The sequence below is a fragment of the Haloarcula laminariae genome (genome assembly GCF_025457605.1).
GTDB classification, from domain to species: domain Archaea; phylum Halobacteriota; class Halobacteria; order Halobacteriales; family Haloarculaceae; genus Haloarcula; species Haloarcula laminariae.
In genome coordinates this window covers 877,156-895,113 of sequence record NZ_JAMZFY010000001.1, presented here as the reverse complement: position 1 = coordinate 895,113, position 17,958 = coordinate 877,156, and the positions used below count along the sequence as shown (strand labels likewise).

Annotated in this window: 18 protein-coding genes and 1 tRNA gene; 7 read left to right on the top strand and 12 right to left on the bottom strand. The window is 69.5% G+C overall.

The genetic code is table 11. The features are described 5' to 3' along the window. Positions 1-13 precede the first annotated feature (13 nt). Positions 14-2,155, bottom strand: coding sequence for a thioredoxin domain-containing protein (locus NJQ98_RS04665; RefSeq protein WP_262176208.1), 2,142 nt, complete (start codon positions 2,153-2,155; stop codon positions 14-16). Positions 2,156-2,330: 175 nt separating this feature from the next. Between NJQ98_RS04665 and NJQ98_RS04660 the strand changes: the two genes are divergently transcribed. Both NJQ98_RS04660 and purD read left to right on the top strand, forming a co-directional pair. After that, entirely contained in the window at positions 2,331-3,464 is a 1,134-nt protein-coding gene (locus NJQ98_RS04660) for a serine hydrolase domain-containing protein (protein ID WP_262176206.1), read from the top strand. A 68-nt stretch (positions 3,465-3,532) separates the two neighbouring features. Further along, positions 3,533-4,825 (top strand): phosphoribosylamine--glycine ligase, encoded by a 1,293-nt coding sequence (gene purD, locus NJQ98_RS04655; protein ID WP_262176204.1) that lies wholly within the window; start codon positions 3,533-3,535, stop codon positions 4,823-4,825. 32 nt (positions 4,826-4,857) lie between these two features. Here the strand turns inward: purD and NJQ98_RS04650 are convergent, their stop codons facing one another. Then, the gene (locus tag NJQ98_RS04650) at positions 4,858-5,214 is read right to left on the bottom strand and encodes a four-helix bundle copper-binding protein (RefSeq protein ID WP_262176202.1); all 357 of its coding nucleotides are present in this window, start codon (positions 5,212-5,214) and stop codon (positions 4,858-4,860) included. Between the two features lie 107 nt (positions 5,215-5,321). Between NJQ98_RS04650 and NJQ98_RS04645 the strand changes: the two genes are divergently transcribed. Further along, positions 5,322-5,864 carry an acyltransferase gene (locus NJQ98_RS04645; protein ID WP_262176200.1) on the top strand — a complete coding sequence of 181 codons (543 nt, stop codon included), beginning with the start codon at positions 5,322-5,324 and terminating at the stop codon, positions 5,862-5,864. Here the strand turns inward: NJQ98_RS04645 and NJQ98_RS04640 are convergent. The 4 genes from NJQ98_RS04640 to NJQ98_RS04625 all read right to left on the bottom strand — a co-directional run bounded on the left by NJQ98_RS04640 (position 5,861) and on the right by NJQ98_RS04625 (position 9,888). Then, positions 5,861-6,655 (bottom strand): mechanosensitive ion channel family protein, encoded by a 795-nt coding sequence (locus NJQ98_RS04640; protein WP_262176198.1) that lies wholly within the window; start codon positions 6,653-6,655, stop codon positions 5,861-5,863. The genes NJQ98_RS04645 and NJQ98_RS04640 overlap by 4 nt on opposite strands. 2 nt (positions 6,656-6,657) lie before the next feature. Continuing rightward, a complete protein-coding gene (gene dacZ, locus NJQ98_RS04635) occupies positions 6,658-7,467 on the bottom strand; it encodes a diadenylate cyclase DacZ (protein WP_262176197.1) in 810 nt (269 codons plus the stop codon). Between the two features lie 82 nt (positions 7,468-7,549). Beyond that, positions 7,550-8,836 carry a cobyrinic acid a,c-diamide synthase gene (locus NJQ98_RS04630; RefSeq protein ID WP_262176194.1) on the bottom strand — a complete coding sequence of 429 codons (1,287 nt, stop codon included), beginning with the start codon at positions 8,834-8,836 and terminating at the stop codon, positions 7,550-7,552. Then, the gene (locus tag NJQ98_RS04625; protein WP_262176193.1) at positions 8,833-9,888 is read right to left on the bottom strand and encodes a nicotinate-nucleotide--dimethylbenzimidazole phosphoribosyltransferase; all 1,056 of its coding nucleotides are present in this window, start codon (positions 9,886-9,888) and stop codon (positions 8,833-8,835) included. The genes NJQ98_RS04630 and NJQ98_RS04625 overlap by 4 nt, the downstream gene beginning before the upstream one ends. Before the next feature lie 119 nt (positions 9,889-10,007). Here NJQ98_RS04625 and NJQ98_RS04620 point away from each other — a divergent pair, with 119 nt between their 5' ends. After that, positions 10,008-10,232, top strand: coding sequence for a DUF7385 family protein (locus tag NJQ98_RS04620; protein ID WP_262176191.1), 225 nt, complete (start codon positions 10,008-10,010; stop codon positions 10,230-10,232). 216 nt (positions 10,233-10,448) lie between these two features. On the opposite strand, the gene NJQ98_RS04615 is transcribed toward NJQ98_RS04620, so the two are convergent. Then, positions 10,449-10,533 (bottom strand) — tRNA-Leu (locus NJQ98_RS04615). An 82-nt stretch (positions 10,534-10,615) separates the two neighbouring features. Here NJQ98_RS04615 and NJQ98_RS04610 point away from each other — a divergent pair. Then, positions 10,616-10,924: a transcription initiation factor IIB family protein gene (locus NJQ98_RS04610; RefSeq protein WP_262176190.1), complete on the top strand. Its 309-nt coding sequence runs from the start codon at positions 10,616-10,618 to the stop codon at positions 10,922-10,924. On the opposite strand, the gene NJQ98_RS04605 is transcribed toward NJQ98_RS04610, so the two are convergent. From NJQ98_RS04605 to NJQ98_RS04585, 5 genes are all read right to left on the bottom strand, one after another. Further along, entirely contained in the window at positions 10,925-11,413 is a 489-nt protein-coding gene (locus NJQ98_RS04605; protein ID WP_262176187.1) for a phosphopantetheine adenylyltransferase, read from the bottom strand. Positions 11,414-11,576: 163 nt separating this feature from the next. Further along, on the bottom strand, positions 11,577-12,071 hold the full coding sequence (locus NJQ98_RS04600; RefSeq protein WP_262176185.1) for a winged helix-turn-helix domain-containing protein: 495 nt from the start codon (positions 12,069-12,071) through the stop codon (positions 11,577-11,579). 385 nt (positions 12,072-12,456) lie between these two features. Next, positions 12,457-13,539 (bottom strand): glutamate--cysteine ligase, encoded by a 1,083-nt coding sequence (locus tag NJQ98_RS04595; protein WP_262176184.1) that lies wholly within the window; start codon positions 13,537-13,539, stop codon positions 12,457-12,459. Positions 13,540-13,734: 195 nt separating this feature from the next. Beyond that, entirely contained in the window at positions 13,735-14,370 is a 636-nt protein-coding gene (locus tag NJQ98_RS04590; RefSeq protein ID WP_262176183.1) for a fibrillarin-like rRNA/tRNA 2'-O-methyltransferase, read from the bottom strand. Next, entirely contained in the window at positions 14,367-15,212 is an 846-nt protein-coding gene (locus NJQ98_RS04585; RefSeq protein WP_262176181.1) for an NOP5/NOP56 family protein, read from the bottom strand. The genes NJQ98_RS04590 and NJQ98_RS04585 overlap by 4 nt, the downstream gene beginning before the upstream one ends. A 130-nt stretch (positions 15,213-15,342) precedes the next feature. Between NJQ98_RS04585 and NJQ98_RS04580 the strand changes: the two genes are divergently transcribed. Further along, positions 15,343-15,792 carry an Hsp20/alpha crystallin family protein gene (locus NJQ98_RS04580; RefSeq protein WP_262176178.1) on the top strand — a complete coding sequence of 150 codons (450 nt, stop codon included), beginning with the start codon at positions 15,343-15,345 and terminating at the stop codon, positions 15,790-15,792. Between the two features lie 113 nt (positions 15,793-15,905). After that, positions 15,906-17,864: an AMP-dependent synthetase/ligase gene (locus tag NJQ98_RS04575; protein ID WP_262176176.1), complete on the top strand. Its 1,959-nt coding sequence runs from the start codon at positions 15,906-15,908 to the stop codon at positions 17,862-17,864. Positions 17,865-17,958 lie beyond the last annotated feature (94 nt).

Sequence of the window (17,958 nt, the reverse complement as noted above, 5' to 3'; positions counted from 1 at the left end):
GCGACCCCAGCGGTCAATCCTGTCCCCAGTCGAGGGCCTCGCGGAGGTCGTGTCGGGGCGGCGAGCAGGCGAAGTTCCGACAGGCGTACACCGTCGGCTCGCCGTCGACGCGGTCGCGCCCGGCCCAGATGGGCGGGGTCTCGGCCAGGTCGAGCGTATCGAGCCACGATTCCAGGCCCTCGTCGGGCCGCCAGGCCAGCAGGCGCCGGGGGACGTAGCGGTCGGCGAGAGTCTCGGTCCACTCGGCCGGCGGGTCGGTCGGGTCACAGACGAGCGTGAGTTCGAGCGACCCCTGCTCGTAGGTGTCCGTCGCGAGCGTGAGCGAGGCGTGTTGCAGCGGGTTCGCGGAGACGCGGTCGGCGTGGCTCCGGACGACCCGCTCGGCCACGTCGGCGAACCGGTCGCCGTCGCTGAAGTGGGCCAGTTCCAGCAACAGCGACACCGCGACGCCCGTACTGGAGGGAGTGGACTGGTCGCCAAGCTCCTGTGGCCGGGCGACCAGCGACTCGCCGCCGGTCGGGGTGAAATACAGCGTCTCCGCCTCGCTGTCCCAGAAGGCCTCGACGACGGCGTCAGCCAGGTCCAGCGCGAAGTCCAGGTACTCGACGTCGCCGGTGGCCTGATAGAGGTCGAACGCGCCCCGCCCGAGGAAGGCGTAGTCCTCCAGGTAGCCGTCGATAGCCACGTCGCCGTCCTTGAAGCGACGCGAGAGGCGGTTTTCGGACTCGTCCCAGAGGTGCTCGCGGACGAACGAGAGCGCGTCGGCGGCCACGTCGGCGTAGCCGTCGTCGAGGACGAGAGCGCCCTCCGCGAGGGCCGATATCATCAGCCCGTTCCAGCCGGCCAGAATCTTCTCGTCGCGGGCGGGGCGCGGTCGGGACTCGCGGGCCTCGAAGGCCTCGTTCAGGGCCGTCTGTAGCTTTTCGGTCAGCGCCGTCTCGCTCAGGTCGTACTCCTCGGCGAGTACCCCGACGGGCTTGCGGACGCCGAGCACCGTCGCCCCCTCGAAGTTCCCGCTCCCGGTGACGCCGAAGTACTCACAGACGATGTCTGCCGCCGTTTCGTCGTCCACGGCGTCGTGGACCTGTTCGGGCGTCCAGACGTAGAAGGCGCCCTCCTCGGTGTCGGCGCTTTCGTCGCTCCCGGGCGGTCGGCTGACGGCGTCCAGCGTGCTGAAAAAGCCCCCCTCGTCGTGCTGGAGCTCCCGCTGGACGAAGTCGAACGTCTCGCGGACGACCGCTGCGTAGCGTTCGTTGCCGGTGGCCTGGTAGCCGGCGAGGAAGGCGCGGGGTATCTCGGCGTTGTCGTACAGCATCTTCTCGAAGTGGGGTACCGCCCACTGCATGTCCGTCGAGTAGCGGTGGAAGCCGCCGCCGACGTGGTCGTAGAGCCCGCGGTCGGCCATCGCGTTCAGCGTCTCCTCGACGACGGCCAGGTAGTCGTCGTCGGGTCCGCCGCTGGGAGCCCCGCCGTCCCCGTGCGCCCGGAGGAGCGCGTGAATCCGCCCGGTCTGTGGGAACTTCGGCCCGCCCGACCCCCAGCCGCCGTGGTCCCGGTCGGCGCCCCGGTGGGCGACGGTCGCCGCCGTCTGTATGAGGTCCTCGGCGGGGTCGCCGGGTTCGCCAACGTCTTCGAGGTCGCTCTCGATGGCGTCGGTCCACTGCCGGGCGCGGTTCTCCATCTCCTCGCGTTGCTCGGGGTCCGACCAGGAGTGAGAGAGGCGGTCGAGCAGTTCCGAAAAGCCGGGCTGGCCGCGCTTCTCCTCGGGCGGGAAGTACGTCCCGACGTAGAAGGGCTCCCCCTCGGGCGTGAGCCACGCCGAGAGGGGCCACCCGCCGCCGCCGGTCACCTGCTGGCAGATGCTCATGTAGATGCTGTCGAGGTCAGGCCGTTCCTCCCGGTCGACCTTGATGGGGACGAAGTTCTCGTTCAGTTGCTCGGCGACGGCCTCGTCCTGGAAGCTCTCCTCCTCCATGACGTGACACCAGTGACAGGCGGCGTAGCCGATAGAGAGAAAGATGGGCACGTCCCGCTCCTTCGCGGCTTCGAGGGCCCGCTCGTCCCACGGTTGCCAGTTGACGGGGTTGTCCGCGTGCTGGCGGAGATAGGGGCTCTCGGCCTCGTCGAGTCGGTTCCGGGCGGTAGGGTCGCTCATACCGGCCTCTCGGTGGGCCGGCCTGAAAAGGCCCCGGACGAACCGTCGGACGCGCCGACAGCGCCGGTCGAGCCGCGGCGGGTCCGCCGCGCGGAACGCGGCGCACGGGGCCGGAGCTATGTTTAAATGGTGCATGATAAATTATATACGACGAACGTTCGTTCGTCTCCGACGTATGCCACGAATCACCGACAGCGACCGACAGCGGCTCCGTGAGGCGTTCGACCGGCAGCTGGACGCCGGTCTCCACCACGGCGCCCAGCTGGCCGTCTACGTCGACGGCGACCCCGTCGTCGACTTCGCGGGCGGCACGACCGGCCCGGACGGCGGCGAGACCACAACGGACACGCGTCACGTCGTCTTCTCGTGTACGAAACCGTACGCCGGCGTCGGGCTCCACCAGCTCATCGAGGACGGCGAGGCCGACTACGACGACCCGGTCGTCGACCACTGGCCCGAGTTCGCCGAGGAGGGCACACAGAAGGCCGACATCACCATCCGACACGTACTCAGCCACACCGCCGGCATCCCCTACGGCGAGTTCGACGACCAGGCCGAGCAGTGGGGCGACTGGGACGCCGTGGTCCGGGCGATGGAAGACATCGAGCCGGTCTTCGAGCCCGGCGAGCAGCCGGCGTATCACTCGGTCAACTACGGCTGGCTCGTCGGCGAGCTCGTCCGTCGACTGAGCGGCCAGCACGTCGACGAGTACGTCGCCGAGAACGTCTTCGAGCCCCTGGGGATGGACCGGACGTCTATCGGGCTCGGGCCCGACGAGGACGACGACGTGGCCACCCTCTCCGGGTTCGAGGTGTTCGACCGCTGTCGCGACCCGGGCGAGGGGCTCGGGGACCCCGCGTCGGAATCCGCGGCGGCGTTCAACAACGAGGCCATCCGCCGGGCCGTCATCCCGGCCGCCAACGGCATCGGGACCGCCGGCGACATGGCGCGGTTCTACGCCTGTATGGCAAACGGCGGCGAGCTCGACGGGACGAGACTCCTCGACGAAGCGACGGTCGACCTGGCGACGACGACCCACGCCGAGACGGAGTCGGACGGGGCCCTCTCCCGACCGGCCCGCTACGGGCTGGGCTTCTGGACCGGCGGGCTTGCCAACGACATGTTCGGCTCGCTCAGCCGCGAGCGGATGTTCGGCCACGCCGGCCTCGGCAGCATCTTCGGCTGGGGCGACCCGGAACTGAACGTCGGGTTCGCATACGTTACCAACGGCATCCGGGAGGAGTCGTGGGAGCACGCGGCCCGGGTCGCCGGCCTGTCCGACGCCGTCCGGCTGGCGCTGCTGGAGTAGCCGTCCGACGACAGTCACTGAGCCACGGAAAGACAATACTTACGTCCGAGCCAATCAGGCCTTGAGGTATGACAGAGACAGTGCTGCTCGTGGGCGGCGGCGGCCGCGAACACGCCGTCGCGCGTGCGCTCGCCGATTCGGACGCCGACCTCTACGCCTGTGCCGGCAACCGCAATCCGGGCATCGTCGACCTCGCCGAGGGGTTCGAGACGCTAGAGACGACCAACCCCCAGGCCGTCACCGAGTACGCTGAGGATGTCGAGGCCACGCTCGCCGTCGTCGGCCCGGAGGCCCCGCTCGCGGCCGGCGTCGCCGACGCGCTCGACGAGGCCGGTATCTACGCCTTCGGGCCGCAGGAATCGGAGGCCCGCATCGAGACGGACAAGGCGTTCCAGCGGCGGTTCATGGCCGAACACGACATTCCGGGGTGTCCGGACTTCGAGACGTTCGACGACATGGAGGCCGCCTGCGACTACATCGACGAGTACGACGGCGACCTGGCCGTCAAGCCCGCCGGGCTCACCGGCGGCAAGGGCGTCCGGGTCATCGGCGACCAGTGCACTGCCGAGGAGGCAAAGGAGTACCTCCGCGATTCGGACTACGACCGCGTCGTCCTCGAAGAGCGCCTCGTCGGCGAGGAGTTCACCGTCCAGGCCCTCGTCGCCAACGGCCAGCTCCGGGTCACCCCCGCGGTGCAGGACCACAAGCGCGCCTACGAGGGCGACGAGGGGCCCAACACCGGCGGGATGGGGAGCTACTCCGACGCCAGCCTCGAACTCCCGTTCATGACCGAGGACGACTACGACGCCGCCGTCGACGTGCTCCGCGCGACCGTCGACGCCCTCGAGGGCTACAAGGGCGTGCTGTACGGCCAGTTCATGCTGACCGAGACTGGCCCCCGTGTCGTGGAGTTCAACGCCCGCTTTGGCGACCCCGAGGCGATGAACACCCTCCCGGTGCTCAACACGGACCTCCTCGACGTGCTTGTCGCCGCCCGGGAGGAGCGCTCGATTCCGCAGCTCTCCTTCCAGCCCAAGGCGACAGTCTGTAAGTACGCCGTCCCCGACGGCTACCCGACCGACCCCGAGGCCGGCGCCGAGGTCACCATCGACGCCACCAACGCCGGCGACGCCCTGCTGTTCTACGCCTCCGTCGACGACCGCGAGGACGGCGTCTACACCACGACCTCCCGCTCGTACGCCGTGGTCGGCATCGCCGACACCATCACCGAGGCCGAGGCTATCGCCGAGGGCGCCCTGGAGCGGGCCGGGACCGAGGGCCTGCGCGTGCGCCACGACATCGGCAAGCCGGACCTCGTCCAGCAGCGCATCGACCACATGAACGAGATCCGAGAGTCGTAAGCCGACGACGGTGCGCTCCGGTCCGCTGTCGTCTACGCGTTCGCCATCTGCCGGCAGCTTTCCGCACACTCCTGTAGCACGTCGGCACAGACCTGACAGTGGTCGGCGTCGTGGTCGCGACACTCGTCAGCGCAGGCCTCGCAGGCCTCCGCACAGGCATCTGCGAGGGTGGCGCTGTACGCCGAACCGCGGGCCATGAACCGGGCGTGCAGCGACGCGAGGTCGGCGACGTCCCGACAGAGGCGGGCGCACTCTTCCATGTCGGAATCGCCGAGACACTCGTCGGCACACCACTCACACACCTCTGTGGCTTCGTTGCAGTTCTCGATGCACTCGCGTTGCTCGTCGCTCAGGCTCTCGATTTTCTCGACTGTCTCTCCAAGTGACATTACGTCTAGGGGTCCGCATGTAGTGAGGGTAAATACCACGCCTGCCTTTGCAGGGCGCGTCCAACACGAGCGGGGCGTTCAAGACAGTCGCCGTCGTAGCGCCCGGCGTGAGCGACGCGACAGAGCCGGACGGCGAGTCGGCCCCGACGGACGCGGAGCGGCGACACGACCGGCTGGAGCGTACCGCGACGCCCGGCCCGCGCAACTCGCTGTTCCCGTGGCCGGCGGGGAAAGGGCGGCTGCGCGTGATGGTGAACTACGTCGTCATCCTCGTCTGCCGTATCTCGCCGAGCCTCCGGCTCAAGAACTGGCTCCTGCGCCGCCTCGGCGTCACCGTCGGCGAGGGCGTCGCCTGGGGGCTCGAATCGACGCCGGACGTGTTCTGGCCCGAACACATCACGGTCGAGGCCGACGCCATCGTCGGCTACGACGCGACGCTGCTCTGTCACGAGTTCCTCCAGGACGAGTACCGCACCGGCGAGGTGGTGGTCGGCGAGCGGGCGATGGTCGGCGCGGGCGCTATCGTCCTGCCCGGCGTCGAAATCGGCGCTGACGCCCAGGTCGCGGCGAACTCGCTGGTCGTCGAGGACGTCCCGCCCGGGACCACGGTCGCCGGGGTGCCGGCGGAACCGGTCGGCGGCGCGGACTAGTCCCGCACGCGGACGATACCGCATTGCATCACCTGCTGGTTCGGGATGATGTGCTCTCGCCCGTCGCTCTCGACGTGGGTGACGAACATGTCCACTTCCTGGACGATGCCCCGCTGGTCGCCGATGACGACCTCGTCACCGATGCTGTAGGGCTCGGTGAGCAACAGGTAGAGCCCGGCGGCGGCGGCCGCGAGCAGGTCTTTCAGCGCCAGGCCGGTGAGGAAGACGAGACCGAAGGCATACGCCGCAAGCAGGATGAGCAGGGCCAGCGTCGCGACGCCGAGCTGGCCCAGCGCGATGAGGACCGCGAGATAGAAGATGCTGTACTTGACTACCTCGGGCACAATCGTCGCCTCGGGCAGCTTGACGCTTCGCAGCCGTTCGGAGACGACCAGCTTTGCCTTGTCGCCGGCGATGAGCCCGATGATGATGGCGAAGACGGCGATGAAGAGGTTCGGGAGGAAGGCGGTAAACCGGGTCCAGTACGCCTCGGGCTGGACGAGCTGGGCGATGTTGAGCGCGACGGTGATGGCGATGACGTAGACGAACAGCGCGGCCAGGTTCGAGACGATACCGACCGTCGAGGTCCCCAGGCTGCGGGCGGTCCGCTCGAAGGGCGTGCCCTCGACGGTCTCGGGGACGCCCATCTCCTGCATGAACTTCCGGGCGGCCCGCCAGACGAGAAAGCCCGCGAGCAGGCCGATGCCCAGGACCACGAGCGAGACGACGAACGTCCCCTGGGGCGAGAACAGCGTCCGGACGGCGTCGGGCCAGTCGGATACGGACTGCATCGTTAGTACTCCTCGGGGTCGATTTCGAGGACGAGTTCCCCGCCCTTGAAGGCGCGGACCAGCCCGTCGCTCTCGGAGAGGACGATAGTCGTCGCGTTCGTGTCCCGCGTGATCGCTCCGCCGGCCATGTGGCGGGCGCCCAGCCCCTTCGGGATGTCCACGCCCTCGGCGGAGGGTTCGAGATAGCGGTACGCGGAGACGATTTTCCCGGCGTCGGAGATGACGAAGGCGCCGTCGAGCCGCGAGAACTCCTTCAGCATCACGTTGACGATGGGGTCGCCGACGTGGACGTGGGACTTTTCGAAGGGGTTGTACGACAGGGGCCGGGACTTGTTCATCACCTTGCCGGCGTCGCCCACGACGAAGAGGGCGCCGACGGGCTTGCCCTTCTGGCCCTTCTTGCCCAGTTCGATGGCCACCTCGAAGACGTCCCGGACGACGCCGGGTTCGGCCCGGGAGTTGACAAAGAGGTCGTAGACGCCCGAGGGGGAGAACTCGTTGGTCTGGATGCGGGCCACCGCGTTGGCCGTTCCGGTCATGAAGTCGCTCACGCAGGCCACCTCGTCGCCCTCCTCGACGAGTTCCTGTTCCAGCGCGCCCTCGATGCCAAAGCGGATGCGCCCCTCCAGGTCGGTGAAGTCGATGGGTAACTGGACGAAGTCGTCGGCGTCGACGGTGTTCTCCGGCCCGACCACGACCACGGTGCCGTCGGCCTCGTCGAGCGCCTCGAAGTCGCTCATGCTCGGCGAGAAGAGGAAGACGGCATCGACATCTGCGACCAGCCCCTCGAACAGGTCGCGCAACTCGTTCATTGTTCGTATCACGACGGCAGACAGGAAAAAACCTTCTGGGCAGTCAGCCGCTCGTCTGACGCCGTCGCCGTCTGACGGCCGTTCAGCCGGACAGCAGATAATCGAAGGCGCCACTCGCCGGGTGGACGTGACAGTACGTGCCCACGGTGGCGTACTCGGTCAGCCCGTCGTGGTCGCCGTCGATACCGTCGCCCCGCTCGACGTCGAAGGCGAAGGTCGCGTCCCCGTCGACGGTCGCCGAGGAGTAGTGGAACTCGTGGCCCCGTCGTCGACTCCCCGCGGTCGCGACCGACGAGTCCCGGCTGGCGGTCAGTTCCACGTGGTCCAGCGCCTGGTATCGGTCCTGCATCTCGACGGCCGCCGGGAGGACGCCGGCCATCTCGTAGCGGTCGCCCTCGGCGGTGGTCAGCGACTCCGAGAGGGCCATCAGCCCCCCGCACTCGCCGTAGACGGGCAGGCCGTCGGCCGCCCTGGCCGCGATGTCGTCGAGCGTCGCGGAGCCGGCGAGCGTCTCGGCGTGCAGTTCCGGGTAGCCGCCGGGGAGGTAGACGGCGTCGGCGTCGGGCACCGGGTCCCCGGCGAGCGGCGAGAACGGCGCGATGCGGTCCGCGAACCGGTCGCGGAGGCTCGGGTAGCGAAAGCAGAAGGCCGCGTCGCTGGCGACGGCGAGCGTCCGGTCGGACTCCGGCGGTCGTTCGGGCGTGGCCGCCGGCGGCTCGCGGGCGATGTCGGCGATGGCCTCGGCGTCGATAGCTTCGGCGGCCGCGTCGAGCGCGTCGGCGTCGACGGGCGACTCGGTCCCCATCTCCAGTCCCAGATGCCGGTCGGGAATCTCCAGGTCCGGCGTCGGCGGGACCCGTCCGAGATAGGCGATGTCGTCGGGCAGCGCCTCGCGGATGCCGTCGGCGTGGCGCCCGCCGTGGGCCCGCTGGGCGAGGACGCCGGCGACGTCGATGTCGACGCCGACGTGGTCGGCGTACTGCTTGAACCCCAGCGCCGTCGCGCCGACGCTTTGCATCCCGGCTTTGGCGTCGACGACGAGGACCACGGGGAGGTCGAGCACCTCGGCCACGCGGGCGGTCGAGACCTTCGTCCCGTCGTAGAGTCCCATCATCCCCTCGACGACGCAGACGTCGCCCTCGCCGCGGTGGTAGGTCCGCAGGGTGCCCTCCTCGCCGGCGAGCCACGGGTCCAGCGACCGCGAGGGCTTGCCGACGACGGCCTCGTGGTGGCTCGGGTCGATGAAGTCCGGGCCGGCCTTGGCCGGCTGGGGCTCGTAGCCCGCCGCGTCGAGCGCCCGCATGGTCGCCAGCGCCGCCACGGTCTTGCCGACGCCCGAGGCCGTTCCCCCGAGGACGACGCCCTTCATCGCGACCCGGCGCCGGAGTCGGGCGCCGTACCGTCGCTCGTGCGGTCGCCGAGCAGGTCGTCGTACACCGCACCGACCCGCTCGCGGACAGCATCCATCCCGACGCCGGCCCGGTCTGCCATCGCCAGGGCCCCGCCCATCCCGACTCCCTCCTTGGCCTCGCCGGCGACGAACCGTTCCATCCCGACGTGGTCGCTCGCGTCGAAGCCCGGGTCGGTGACGGTGAGGTCCAGGTCGAGGGCGGCGGCGCCGGCCCGGAGGTCTGCGCTGTCGTCGTCGGCGACGTAGCTGGTCGTGGCCAGCCCGAGTCGCCCCTCGTACCCGCCGTGGCGCACGAGCGCCGCGACAGCGAGCCCCTGTGTCCCGCCCGCCAGCGTCACCGCGGTGTCGGTCTCGACGGCGCCGGCGGTGAGCCCGGCGAGCGTCGCGAGGACGGGGTCGCCCAGCCGCCGGACCGCCCGCTTTGGCTCGCCGGCCGCGTCGCCCGCGCTCATCGAACTCGCCGAGAGCCCCTCGCTGACGGCCCGCTCCTTCTGCTCGACTGGGTTCTCCGGCAGCGACGAGGAGACCATCCCGTCCTCGCCCAGCGCCCGCAACACGCCAAGCGCCGTCGTCGTCCCGCCGGGGACGGTCTCTGCCAGCCACAGCTCGTCGGTCGGCAGCTTGTGGCCGAACTGCCGGGCCGCCTCGAAGGCGCCGTAGGCCGTCGGCACCGGGTCCTGCTCGCCGATGTCCCGGCCCACGCCGGCGCCGACCGACACCGTCGGCGCGGCCGTGGGTTCGGCCAGCCCCCCGTCGACGACGGTCAGCTCGAAGCCGAGCAGTTCCCGCACCGCCCGGGTCACCAGCGCCGGCGTCGGACACCCGCTCGGGCTCACCGGCACCGTCCCGGTCCGGACCGGACGGCCGTAGGTGAGTAGCTCCGCGTCGGCGGCGGGCGTCGTCGAGAGCAGGTCCGGGTCCGCGCCGGCGGCGCTTATGCCCTCCCGCCGCGCCGTCTCCGTCGTGCCCGCGACCAGAACGAATCGTGTCGCCTCCGGGGACCGTGTCATACTAGCTTGGGTTACTGCAACCGGACTTTAACGCTCCGGTCGGCCGTGTTCGGTCGTTCCGGTCGCGTCGAACGCGGCTGGGACCCAGAGTTTAAGCGACGCCGACAAGGAGAGTCGGTATGGAAGACTTCGACGAGATAGTCTCCTCGCTGACCCCCCGCGAGGACAACGAGGCCATCAAGTCCTACCAGAACACGACGGCCGTCGCCTGCCCGGCCTGTGAGCAGCCGTTCGACGACATGGTCGTCTGCAAGGACCCGCCGACGTCGCTGAATCTGGACTTCGAGATGGACCTGTGTACGGCCATCCACGACGACCGCGTCGTCATCTTCACGCACCGATAGGTCTCTAACCAGTCGCTTCGCTCGAAAAACTCGATCAGTGCGCGGGACCGGATTCGAACCGGAGGGAGACGGTCGGCCCCGCTGCTCGCGGTTCCACCGCTCGCTTTCGAGGCGCGCCTGTCGTCGCGCCTCGCACCGCTCGGCCGCTGCGACTTCCAGGGTTCAGAATCTGCTCCGTTCGATTGCTGCTGCTCGCGGGGTTGCTCGCAGCAGCAATGCGCGGGACCGGATTCGAACCGGCGGACCCCTACGGGATAGCGTCCTAAGCGCTACGCCTTTGGCCTGGCTCGGCAACCCGCGCGCACTCCACCGTATCGGGGAGTCGTCTAAAAACCCGTCGCTTGCGGGCGAGTGTTTACGGTCCCCGGGCCCCATCGACGGGTATGTACCGCGCGAGCGACCGAATCGAGAACGACGAGTGGCTGGGCGAGATAGAGGCTACGGCAGAGGCGCTGGACCTCGGTACGGAGGCTCGCTCGCACGCGGTCGACCTGTTCCTCTCGACGCTCCCCGACGAACAGCGCTCGAAGCGGGCCTCGATGGCGGCGAGCATCTACGTCGGCGCGCTGGTGGCGGGCGAGGAACGCTCACAGACCGCGGTCGCCGACGCCGCCGACGTCTCTCGGCTGACCATCCAGCAGCGGTGGAAGGAACTCATCGAGCGGGTCGGCCTGGACGCGCCGGACTGGTAGCTACGTCGGCTGCTCGCGCCCGTCGCGCTCGGGGGTGAGGTTGCCGTGTTCGTCTATCTCCCCGTTGACGATGCGCGTCGAGGAGATGATGCCGCCGTCGTCGGCCCGGACGTGCGGGACGACCTCCAGCTCCAGCGGGTCGAGCCCGCGCTCGCGGCGCATCTCGTTGATGCGCTTGCCGCCGGTCTCGGTCTCGGGGGAGACGACGAGCACGTCGAACTGCGGTTCGGTCGCGATGCCGGTCGGTTCTGACAGCTCCCGGACGGTCCACTCGCGGCCGTGTGTCTTGGCCAGGTGCTCTAGCTCGGCCGCGAGGTCGGCGTGGCGCTCGTCGAACGAGCGGATATGGCGCTCGTCCTGTCGGGTGTTCGGTGCGAGGTCGTCGCTGGTGAGCCCCACGGTCACGTCGCCGAGTTCGAACGCGCGCTCGAACAGCGCCCGGTGTCCGTCGTGGACGGGGTCGAAAGTCCCCCCCAGCGCCACATTCATACCCGCGCTAATGGCGGGCCCCGGTTTAGCTTCTGCGGTGCAGGGTACGACTCCCGCTGTCGCAACGAGTCGCCGACGGTGCCGGGCAGACGGGGACGGATTACTGGCGCCGTCCGCAACAACCGCCGCGAACGCGTCTCACGGTGGGAGTCCGCCGGCCGCGTCACTCCTCGTCGGTGGCGTCTTCGACCGAGATAGTGACCGGGTCCTCCGCGTCGTCGGTCGGCCCGACGCCGCCGAGGTGTGCGTCGAGGTTGAACACGGTGTTTAGCTCCGCCTGCACGTCGCCGACGATGGTCTCGACGAGTTCGCTCGGCGCGATGGCGCTGTACTCGTAGGGGTTGTTGCCGGCGCCGTCGCTCTCGCGTTTCTCCCGGGTCACCTTGCGTTCCTCGTGCAGTTCGGCCAGGGCCTCCCGGACCGTGCTGGGGTACAGCCCTGTCAGGTCGGCGAGTTCGTCGCTCGTGCTCCCCGGATGCTGTCGGAGGGCCACGTAGATTCGCGCGCGCGTCTCCGTGTCGAGCACCCACGCGAGCATGTCCACGATGCCCTCGTCGAACTGGTCGACGGCGCGGTCGGCCTCCTGTTCCAGGCGGTTCCGTACGTCCTCGGCGTCCTCGAGGGAGTCAGCCTCGTCCTCCGGCTCGTCTCCAGACATGTGTTGTCTCTGTGGGGACGAAAGCGATAGTCGGATAAAAAACTTGGCTCAAGCGGCAGCGGGGACACTGGTGGGCCGTCGACGGCTGTCAGCCGGGCCCACCGAACACGCGTCCGGCTCGACTCCGCGACGATATATTTAAATTAGGCCGAAATCCGGGGACTGCTATCGGCTGTGAGAGCGACCCTCTGGTATTTTATTGACACGCGAACTACCGGTAACCGTCGTCTGGCGCAACTGTGTGCTGCCCGCGTGCTATCCGACGTGGCTACCGCTTGGGGACGGTGCCGTGTCGGTCCGCGACAGACGAACGGGGACACCGCACAATGGGAGGGGCGGTAGTGGTACCCAGAGCTTTCGTCACCGCAGTCGGCGCGGCGGCCCGTCAGTACTGGAGTTCGAGCGCCGCCGCGAGCGCCGGTGCGCCCGCGTCGGCCCGGAGCCGCCGCTGTTTGTCCGCGCCGCTCTCGGCCTCGAACAGCCGCGCGATGCCGTCGATACCCAGGCGGTCGCACTCGGCCTCGACTATCTCCCCCAGCGACAGCGTCCCGTCGCCGTCCCTGGTCAGCAGCGACGCGGACTGGCCGTTTCGAATCGCGCGCCACTTGTTCTCGTCGAGTAGCTCTCGGCGAAGGTCCGTCCCCGACTCGCCGTCCTCGTAGCGGGCCGCGAGGTCCTCGACGAGCGCGTGGACGTACTCCACGAAGGCGAGTACGCGGTCGGGGTCGGCCTGGCCGTCCGGAGCCCGAACCTCGACGGTGCCGTGGCCCGAGTGGGGCCGCACGTCGAACCACAGCTCGCCGCGGTCGTCGATGCTCCCGTGTTCGACCATCCGGCGCTCGTAGGCCTCGAAGGCCGCGTAGTCATCGAAGACCGTCGGAATACCGGTGTTTGGCAGCCCCTCGAATATCTTCGCCCGGGCTGACTGGAGCCCGGTGTCGAAGCCGTTCCAGTACGGCGAGTTCGCCGACAGCGCCAGCATGACCGGGACGTGCCAGCGCATCTCGTTGGCCACCCACACCGCCTTGTCGGGGTCGTCCACGCCGACGTGGACGTGCAGTCCCGCCGTCGTGTTGCGGTGCTGGGGGTACTGAATCCGGTCCAGCTGTGCCCGATACCGTGGCTTCTCGGCGTGTTCGAGCTCCCGCCACTTCGCCAGCGGGTGGAGCCCGGCCGCGGCGATGCCAAAGCCCTCGCTGTCGGCGTACTCGACCAGCGCCTCCCGAACGGAGAGGAGCTGCTCGCGGGCGTCGCCCGGCGTCTCGATGAGCGGCGTCTGCGTCTCGATGACGCACTTGAACAGCTCGTGGTCGAGCCGCTCCTCGAGTAGCGCCGGCGGTTCGCCCTCGTAGACGAGTTCGTCCGTCCCCGACGTGGGGCGACCGTACTCGTCGACGACGTAGAACTCCTCTTCGATACCGAGTGTACCCATCCGGGTGAAGTTCTCGGGAGACCCCGTCTCGTCCATTGACCAAAACGTCGCAATCGACCCGCTAAAGCCTTGCGTCCCCAGGCCAGGAAACGTCGGAAAATCTGAAACCGTTGTGTTCCGGGACCTGTGACTCCCTTGTCGAGCCCGGCACGACCGGGAGTCCCCCGCCCGTTCAGCCCCGCCGATGGCGGTTGGCTACCCGGCTACACGCCCCCCGGACCGCCGGTTGCGCTACTCCAGCGGCCGCGCCACGACGCCGAGGTGGTCCTCGTGGTAGGGGTCGAGGGGCCGGGTTTCGAGTATCTCGTAGCGTTCCTCCAGTTCGGCCACCACGTTCCGGAAAACGTCTTCCGGCTCGGCGGTCACGTCCTCGCTTCGGGCCTTGACCGCGGCGAGCAGGCGGCCGTCGCCGTCGAGAAACCGGCGGTTCAGCGCCGCGACGCGGGCCTGGCCGCGGGTGGCCACGTCCTGGACGATGACGTCGACGGGCTCGACGACGTGGGCGTACGTTTCGGGCTTGCGGGCGTCCTTGAGCAGCGGAAAGAGGTTCGGCCGGTGGTCGGCCACCTCCAACAGTTCCCGGACGGGCCGGGGGGCGAACTCGACCGCGTAGGTCGGCCCGCCGAAGTCCGCGACGTGGCTCACCGTCGTCCCGGCGGCGGCGCCGAGATACAGCGTCTTCTGGTCGGCTTCGAGTCCAGTCTCCATTCCCAGAGACAGCATCGCACCGAGCTTCGAGCGGTGGGGGTCCCAGCGCCGGTACTCGCCGTCGGTCGCCTCGCCGTACTCCGGGTGACCCCGCGTGGCGAGGCCGGTGGTCCCGTCGAAGTCGCGGCGGGAAACGCCCTCCGGCAGCGACGGCGTCACGCGTCGTCACCCCCGCGCGAGCGGATGCGCTCGATGCGCTCGTCCAGCTCCCGCTCCAGGTCGGGCCGGCGGTCGCCGCTGTAGTGGTCGATGCGGGCGGCGATGGAGAGCTTGCCCGCCAGCGCGCGGGCGGCCGACCCGCGCTCCTCGCGGCGGGTGCCGCTGACGTACTCGTGGGTGAAGATGATGCCGTGCTTCGGGGAGGGCGCCCCGCCGCGGAGGTGCGCGAAGAGGGCGTCCTCGGCGCCCAGGACCTGCACGGTCCCGCTTGGCTGTTTCGCGAGCGATTCGAGCCCGCCCGCCAGGGAGATGAGACGGGCCGCAAGCACCGGCCCGGCCAGCGCCGAGAGGTTCGGCGCGACGGCGGGCGCGGTGCGCTCGATGTAGGCCCGGAGGTCATCGGTCTCCTCGGCCACGTCGACGACCTGCTCGGCCAGCGAGCGGAGCGCCCGGTCGCTGTGGTCGTCGTCCGCTCCGACCTCGCCGTCGGCGATGCGTCGGGCGTAGCCCACCCCGCTGCCGGCCTCGCCGTAGCGGCTGGAGCCCCACTCGGCGACCCGCTCGGCCAGCTCGTTTCCGGTCCGCTCGCAGTCGGCCATCGCCCGCACCGCGTGGACGAGCTGCTGGTCGTCGGCCCGCTCGCGCTCGGTGACGGCCGCCTCGGTGGCCGCCGTCGTCGCCGCGTGGAGCCGGTCGTAGTAGTCGTCGGCGTCTTCGGCGAACCCCGCGTCGACGGCCTCGGCGGGCCAGTCCTCCGGGGACTCGGCCCGCCCGCCCGCGATGCGCTCGGCCGCCGCTGTCGTGTCGTCGGGGTCCAGCCCGGCGAACCACCCGTCTGTCATACTCCCCGGTGTGTCCCCGACGCGAAAAAGCCCCGCGGTTGGTGAGCCGCGGGCGGGAAACGCCGGACGGCGCCCTGCTATCACGCGTCCATATCTCTTTATATCCACTGCCCACCAATATAAGGTCGTTATGAGAGAACAACGAACCCCCTTCGACGGCATGGACCGACTCTTCGACCAGATGCGCCGCGAGATGTTCGGCGGCCTGGGTCCCCGGGACCGACAGCTCGGTGACGGCCGGAGCGAGGGTCGGGCTATCGACAGTGCCGACGCGGGCGGCTGGGACGCCGGCGTCTCCGTCGAGGAGACCGACGACGGCTTCGTGGTCCTCGCCGACCTCCCGGGCTTCGACCGGGACGAACTCTCGATTCGCCTCCACGACGACTACCTCCACCTCCACGGCGAACACGAGGTCGGGGACGGGATGAGCTACCGAAGCCGGCGGGTCGACGAGCGTATCTCGCTCCCGGGCCACGTCGACGCGGCGGACGTGACCGCGAGCTACCACAATGGGGTATTGGAGGTCCAGTGCGTACTGGCACCGCCCGAAGACGCGGGCACGGACATCCACATCGAGTGAGCGCCGGGCTGCTATCGGGCCCGACGGTTGCTAGCCGGTTTTGAAACGGTTTCCAACGTGTAGTATGTTAACATCCATTACATACTTGTCCGTCCTCGGCGAACTACGACGAAATGGGCGCCACACCCGGCTGGTATGAGGCGGAAGCCGCCTACGACGATGAGGTGACCCGGATGGATACGCTCGGCGAACTGCTGGCGGCGACGGCGGCCCGCAACGCCGACCGGGACGCCCAGCGGTACAAGGGCGGCGTGTACGACCGCTCGCTGACCGGCGAGGTCCTGCCGGGACCGCCCGACGGCGAGTACGGCGCCGTCAGCTACGAGCGGATGAGCGAGCTGGTGCGATATCTCGCCGCCGGCTTCCGAGACCTGGGCGTGACCGCGGACACCCGCGTGGGTCTGTTCGCGTCGACGCGAATGGAGTGGGCGCTCTCTGACTTCGCGGTGCTTTCGGCCGGCGGTGTCGTGACGACGGTGTACACCGACTCCTCCGAACAGCAGGTGCAGTATCTGCTCGACGATCCGGACGCCGAAGTGGCGGTCGTGGGCACCGAAGACCAGTTGGAGCGCGTGTTGGCTGTCGAGGACGACCTCGACCTCGACGCCGTCGTCACGATGGACGACTGTGCGCCCGACCGCGAGGACGTGCTGACGCTCGGGGAGGTCTACGACCGGGGCGAAGCGACCTTCGAGGCGAGCGCCTACGAGTCGTGGCTCGCCGACCGGTCGGTCGACGACCTCGCGAGCATCATCTACACCTCCGGGACCACCGGGCGGCCGAAAGGGGTGCGGCTGACCCACCGGAACTTCCGAGCGAACGTCAACCAGACCAGGCGGCGGCTGGGGCCCCGTCCGGACAAGGACCCCGACCTCCCGACGGTGGCGGCCGGAAAGCGCTCTATCGCCTTCCTCCCGCTGGCCCACGTCTTCGAGCGGCTGGCGGGCCACTTCTTCATGTACGCCTCGGGCGTCACGGTCTGCTACGCGGAGAGCCCGGACACGCTGGCCGACGACCTCCGGCAGGTGCGCCCGCACATGGGCGCCAGCGTCCCCCGCGTCTACGAGCGCATCTTCCGGCGGATGCGCACGCAGGCCAGCGCGTCGCCGGTCAAGGAGCGCATCTTCGAGTGGGCGGTCGGCGTCGCGCGGGCGTACGCCCGGACCGACGAGCCCGGCGCCGCGCTGTCGCTCCAGCACCACCTGGCCGACCGTCTCGTCTACAGCACCGTCCGCGAGGGGCTGGGCGGGGAGGTGGAGTTCATGGTCAGCGGCGGCGGGAGCCTCTCGAAGTCGCTGTGTGAGACGTTCATCGGGATGGGCGTCGACATCGTCGAGGGGTACGGCCTCACCGAGACGGCGCCGGTCGTCGCCATCAACCCGCCGGAGGACCTCCGTCCGGGAACGCTTGGCTACCCCGTCACCGAACTGGACGTCCGGCTGGACGAGGGCGTCGTCGACGCCGCAGAGTTCGACGAGGTCAGCGGTCGCCTGGGCGAACTGCTCGTCGACGGCCCGAACGTCACCGACGGGTACTGGAACGACGCCGGCGGGACGACCCGCGGCTTCACCGAACGGGACGGCCGGCGCTGGTTCCGGACCGGCGACGTCGTCGAGCGGACCGGGGACGGCTTCCTGGTGTATCACGACCGCATCAAACAGCTGCTCGTCCTCTCGACCGGGAAGAACGTCGCGCCCCAGCCCATCGAGGACCGGTTCGCGACGGTCGACGTGGTCGACCAGATACTGGTCGTCGGCGACGACCGGAAGTTCGTCGGGGCGCTGGTCGTTCCCGACTTCGAGGAGATAGAACGCCTCGCAGCCAAAGAGGGAGTCGACCTGCCCGCCGACCCGGCCACACAGTGTGACCACGAAGCCGTCCGCGGGTGGGTGCAGGCGGCCGTCGACGAGGTCAACGCCGACCTCGAACGCACCGAACGCATCAAGGCCTTCGAGCTGGTCCCCGAGGAGTGGACCACGCGCAACGACCTGCTGACCCCCTCGATGAAGAAGAAGCGACGCAACATCCACCGGGAGTTCGAGGCCGCAGTCGACGCCATCTACGAGGAGTAAGGGCAGGGGCGCCCGCCGGCCGGGACCGGGCGCCGAACGGGCAGTTGGCCCGAGCGGGACACAGCACCGCCGCACTGAAACGGCTCGGCCGGAT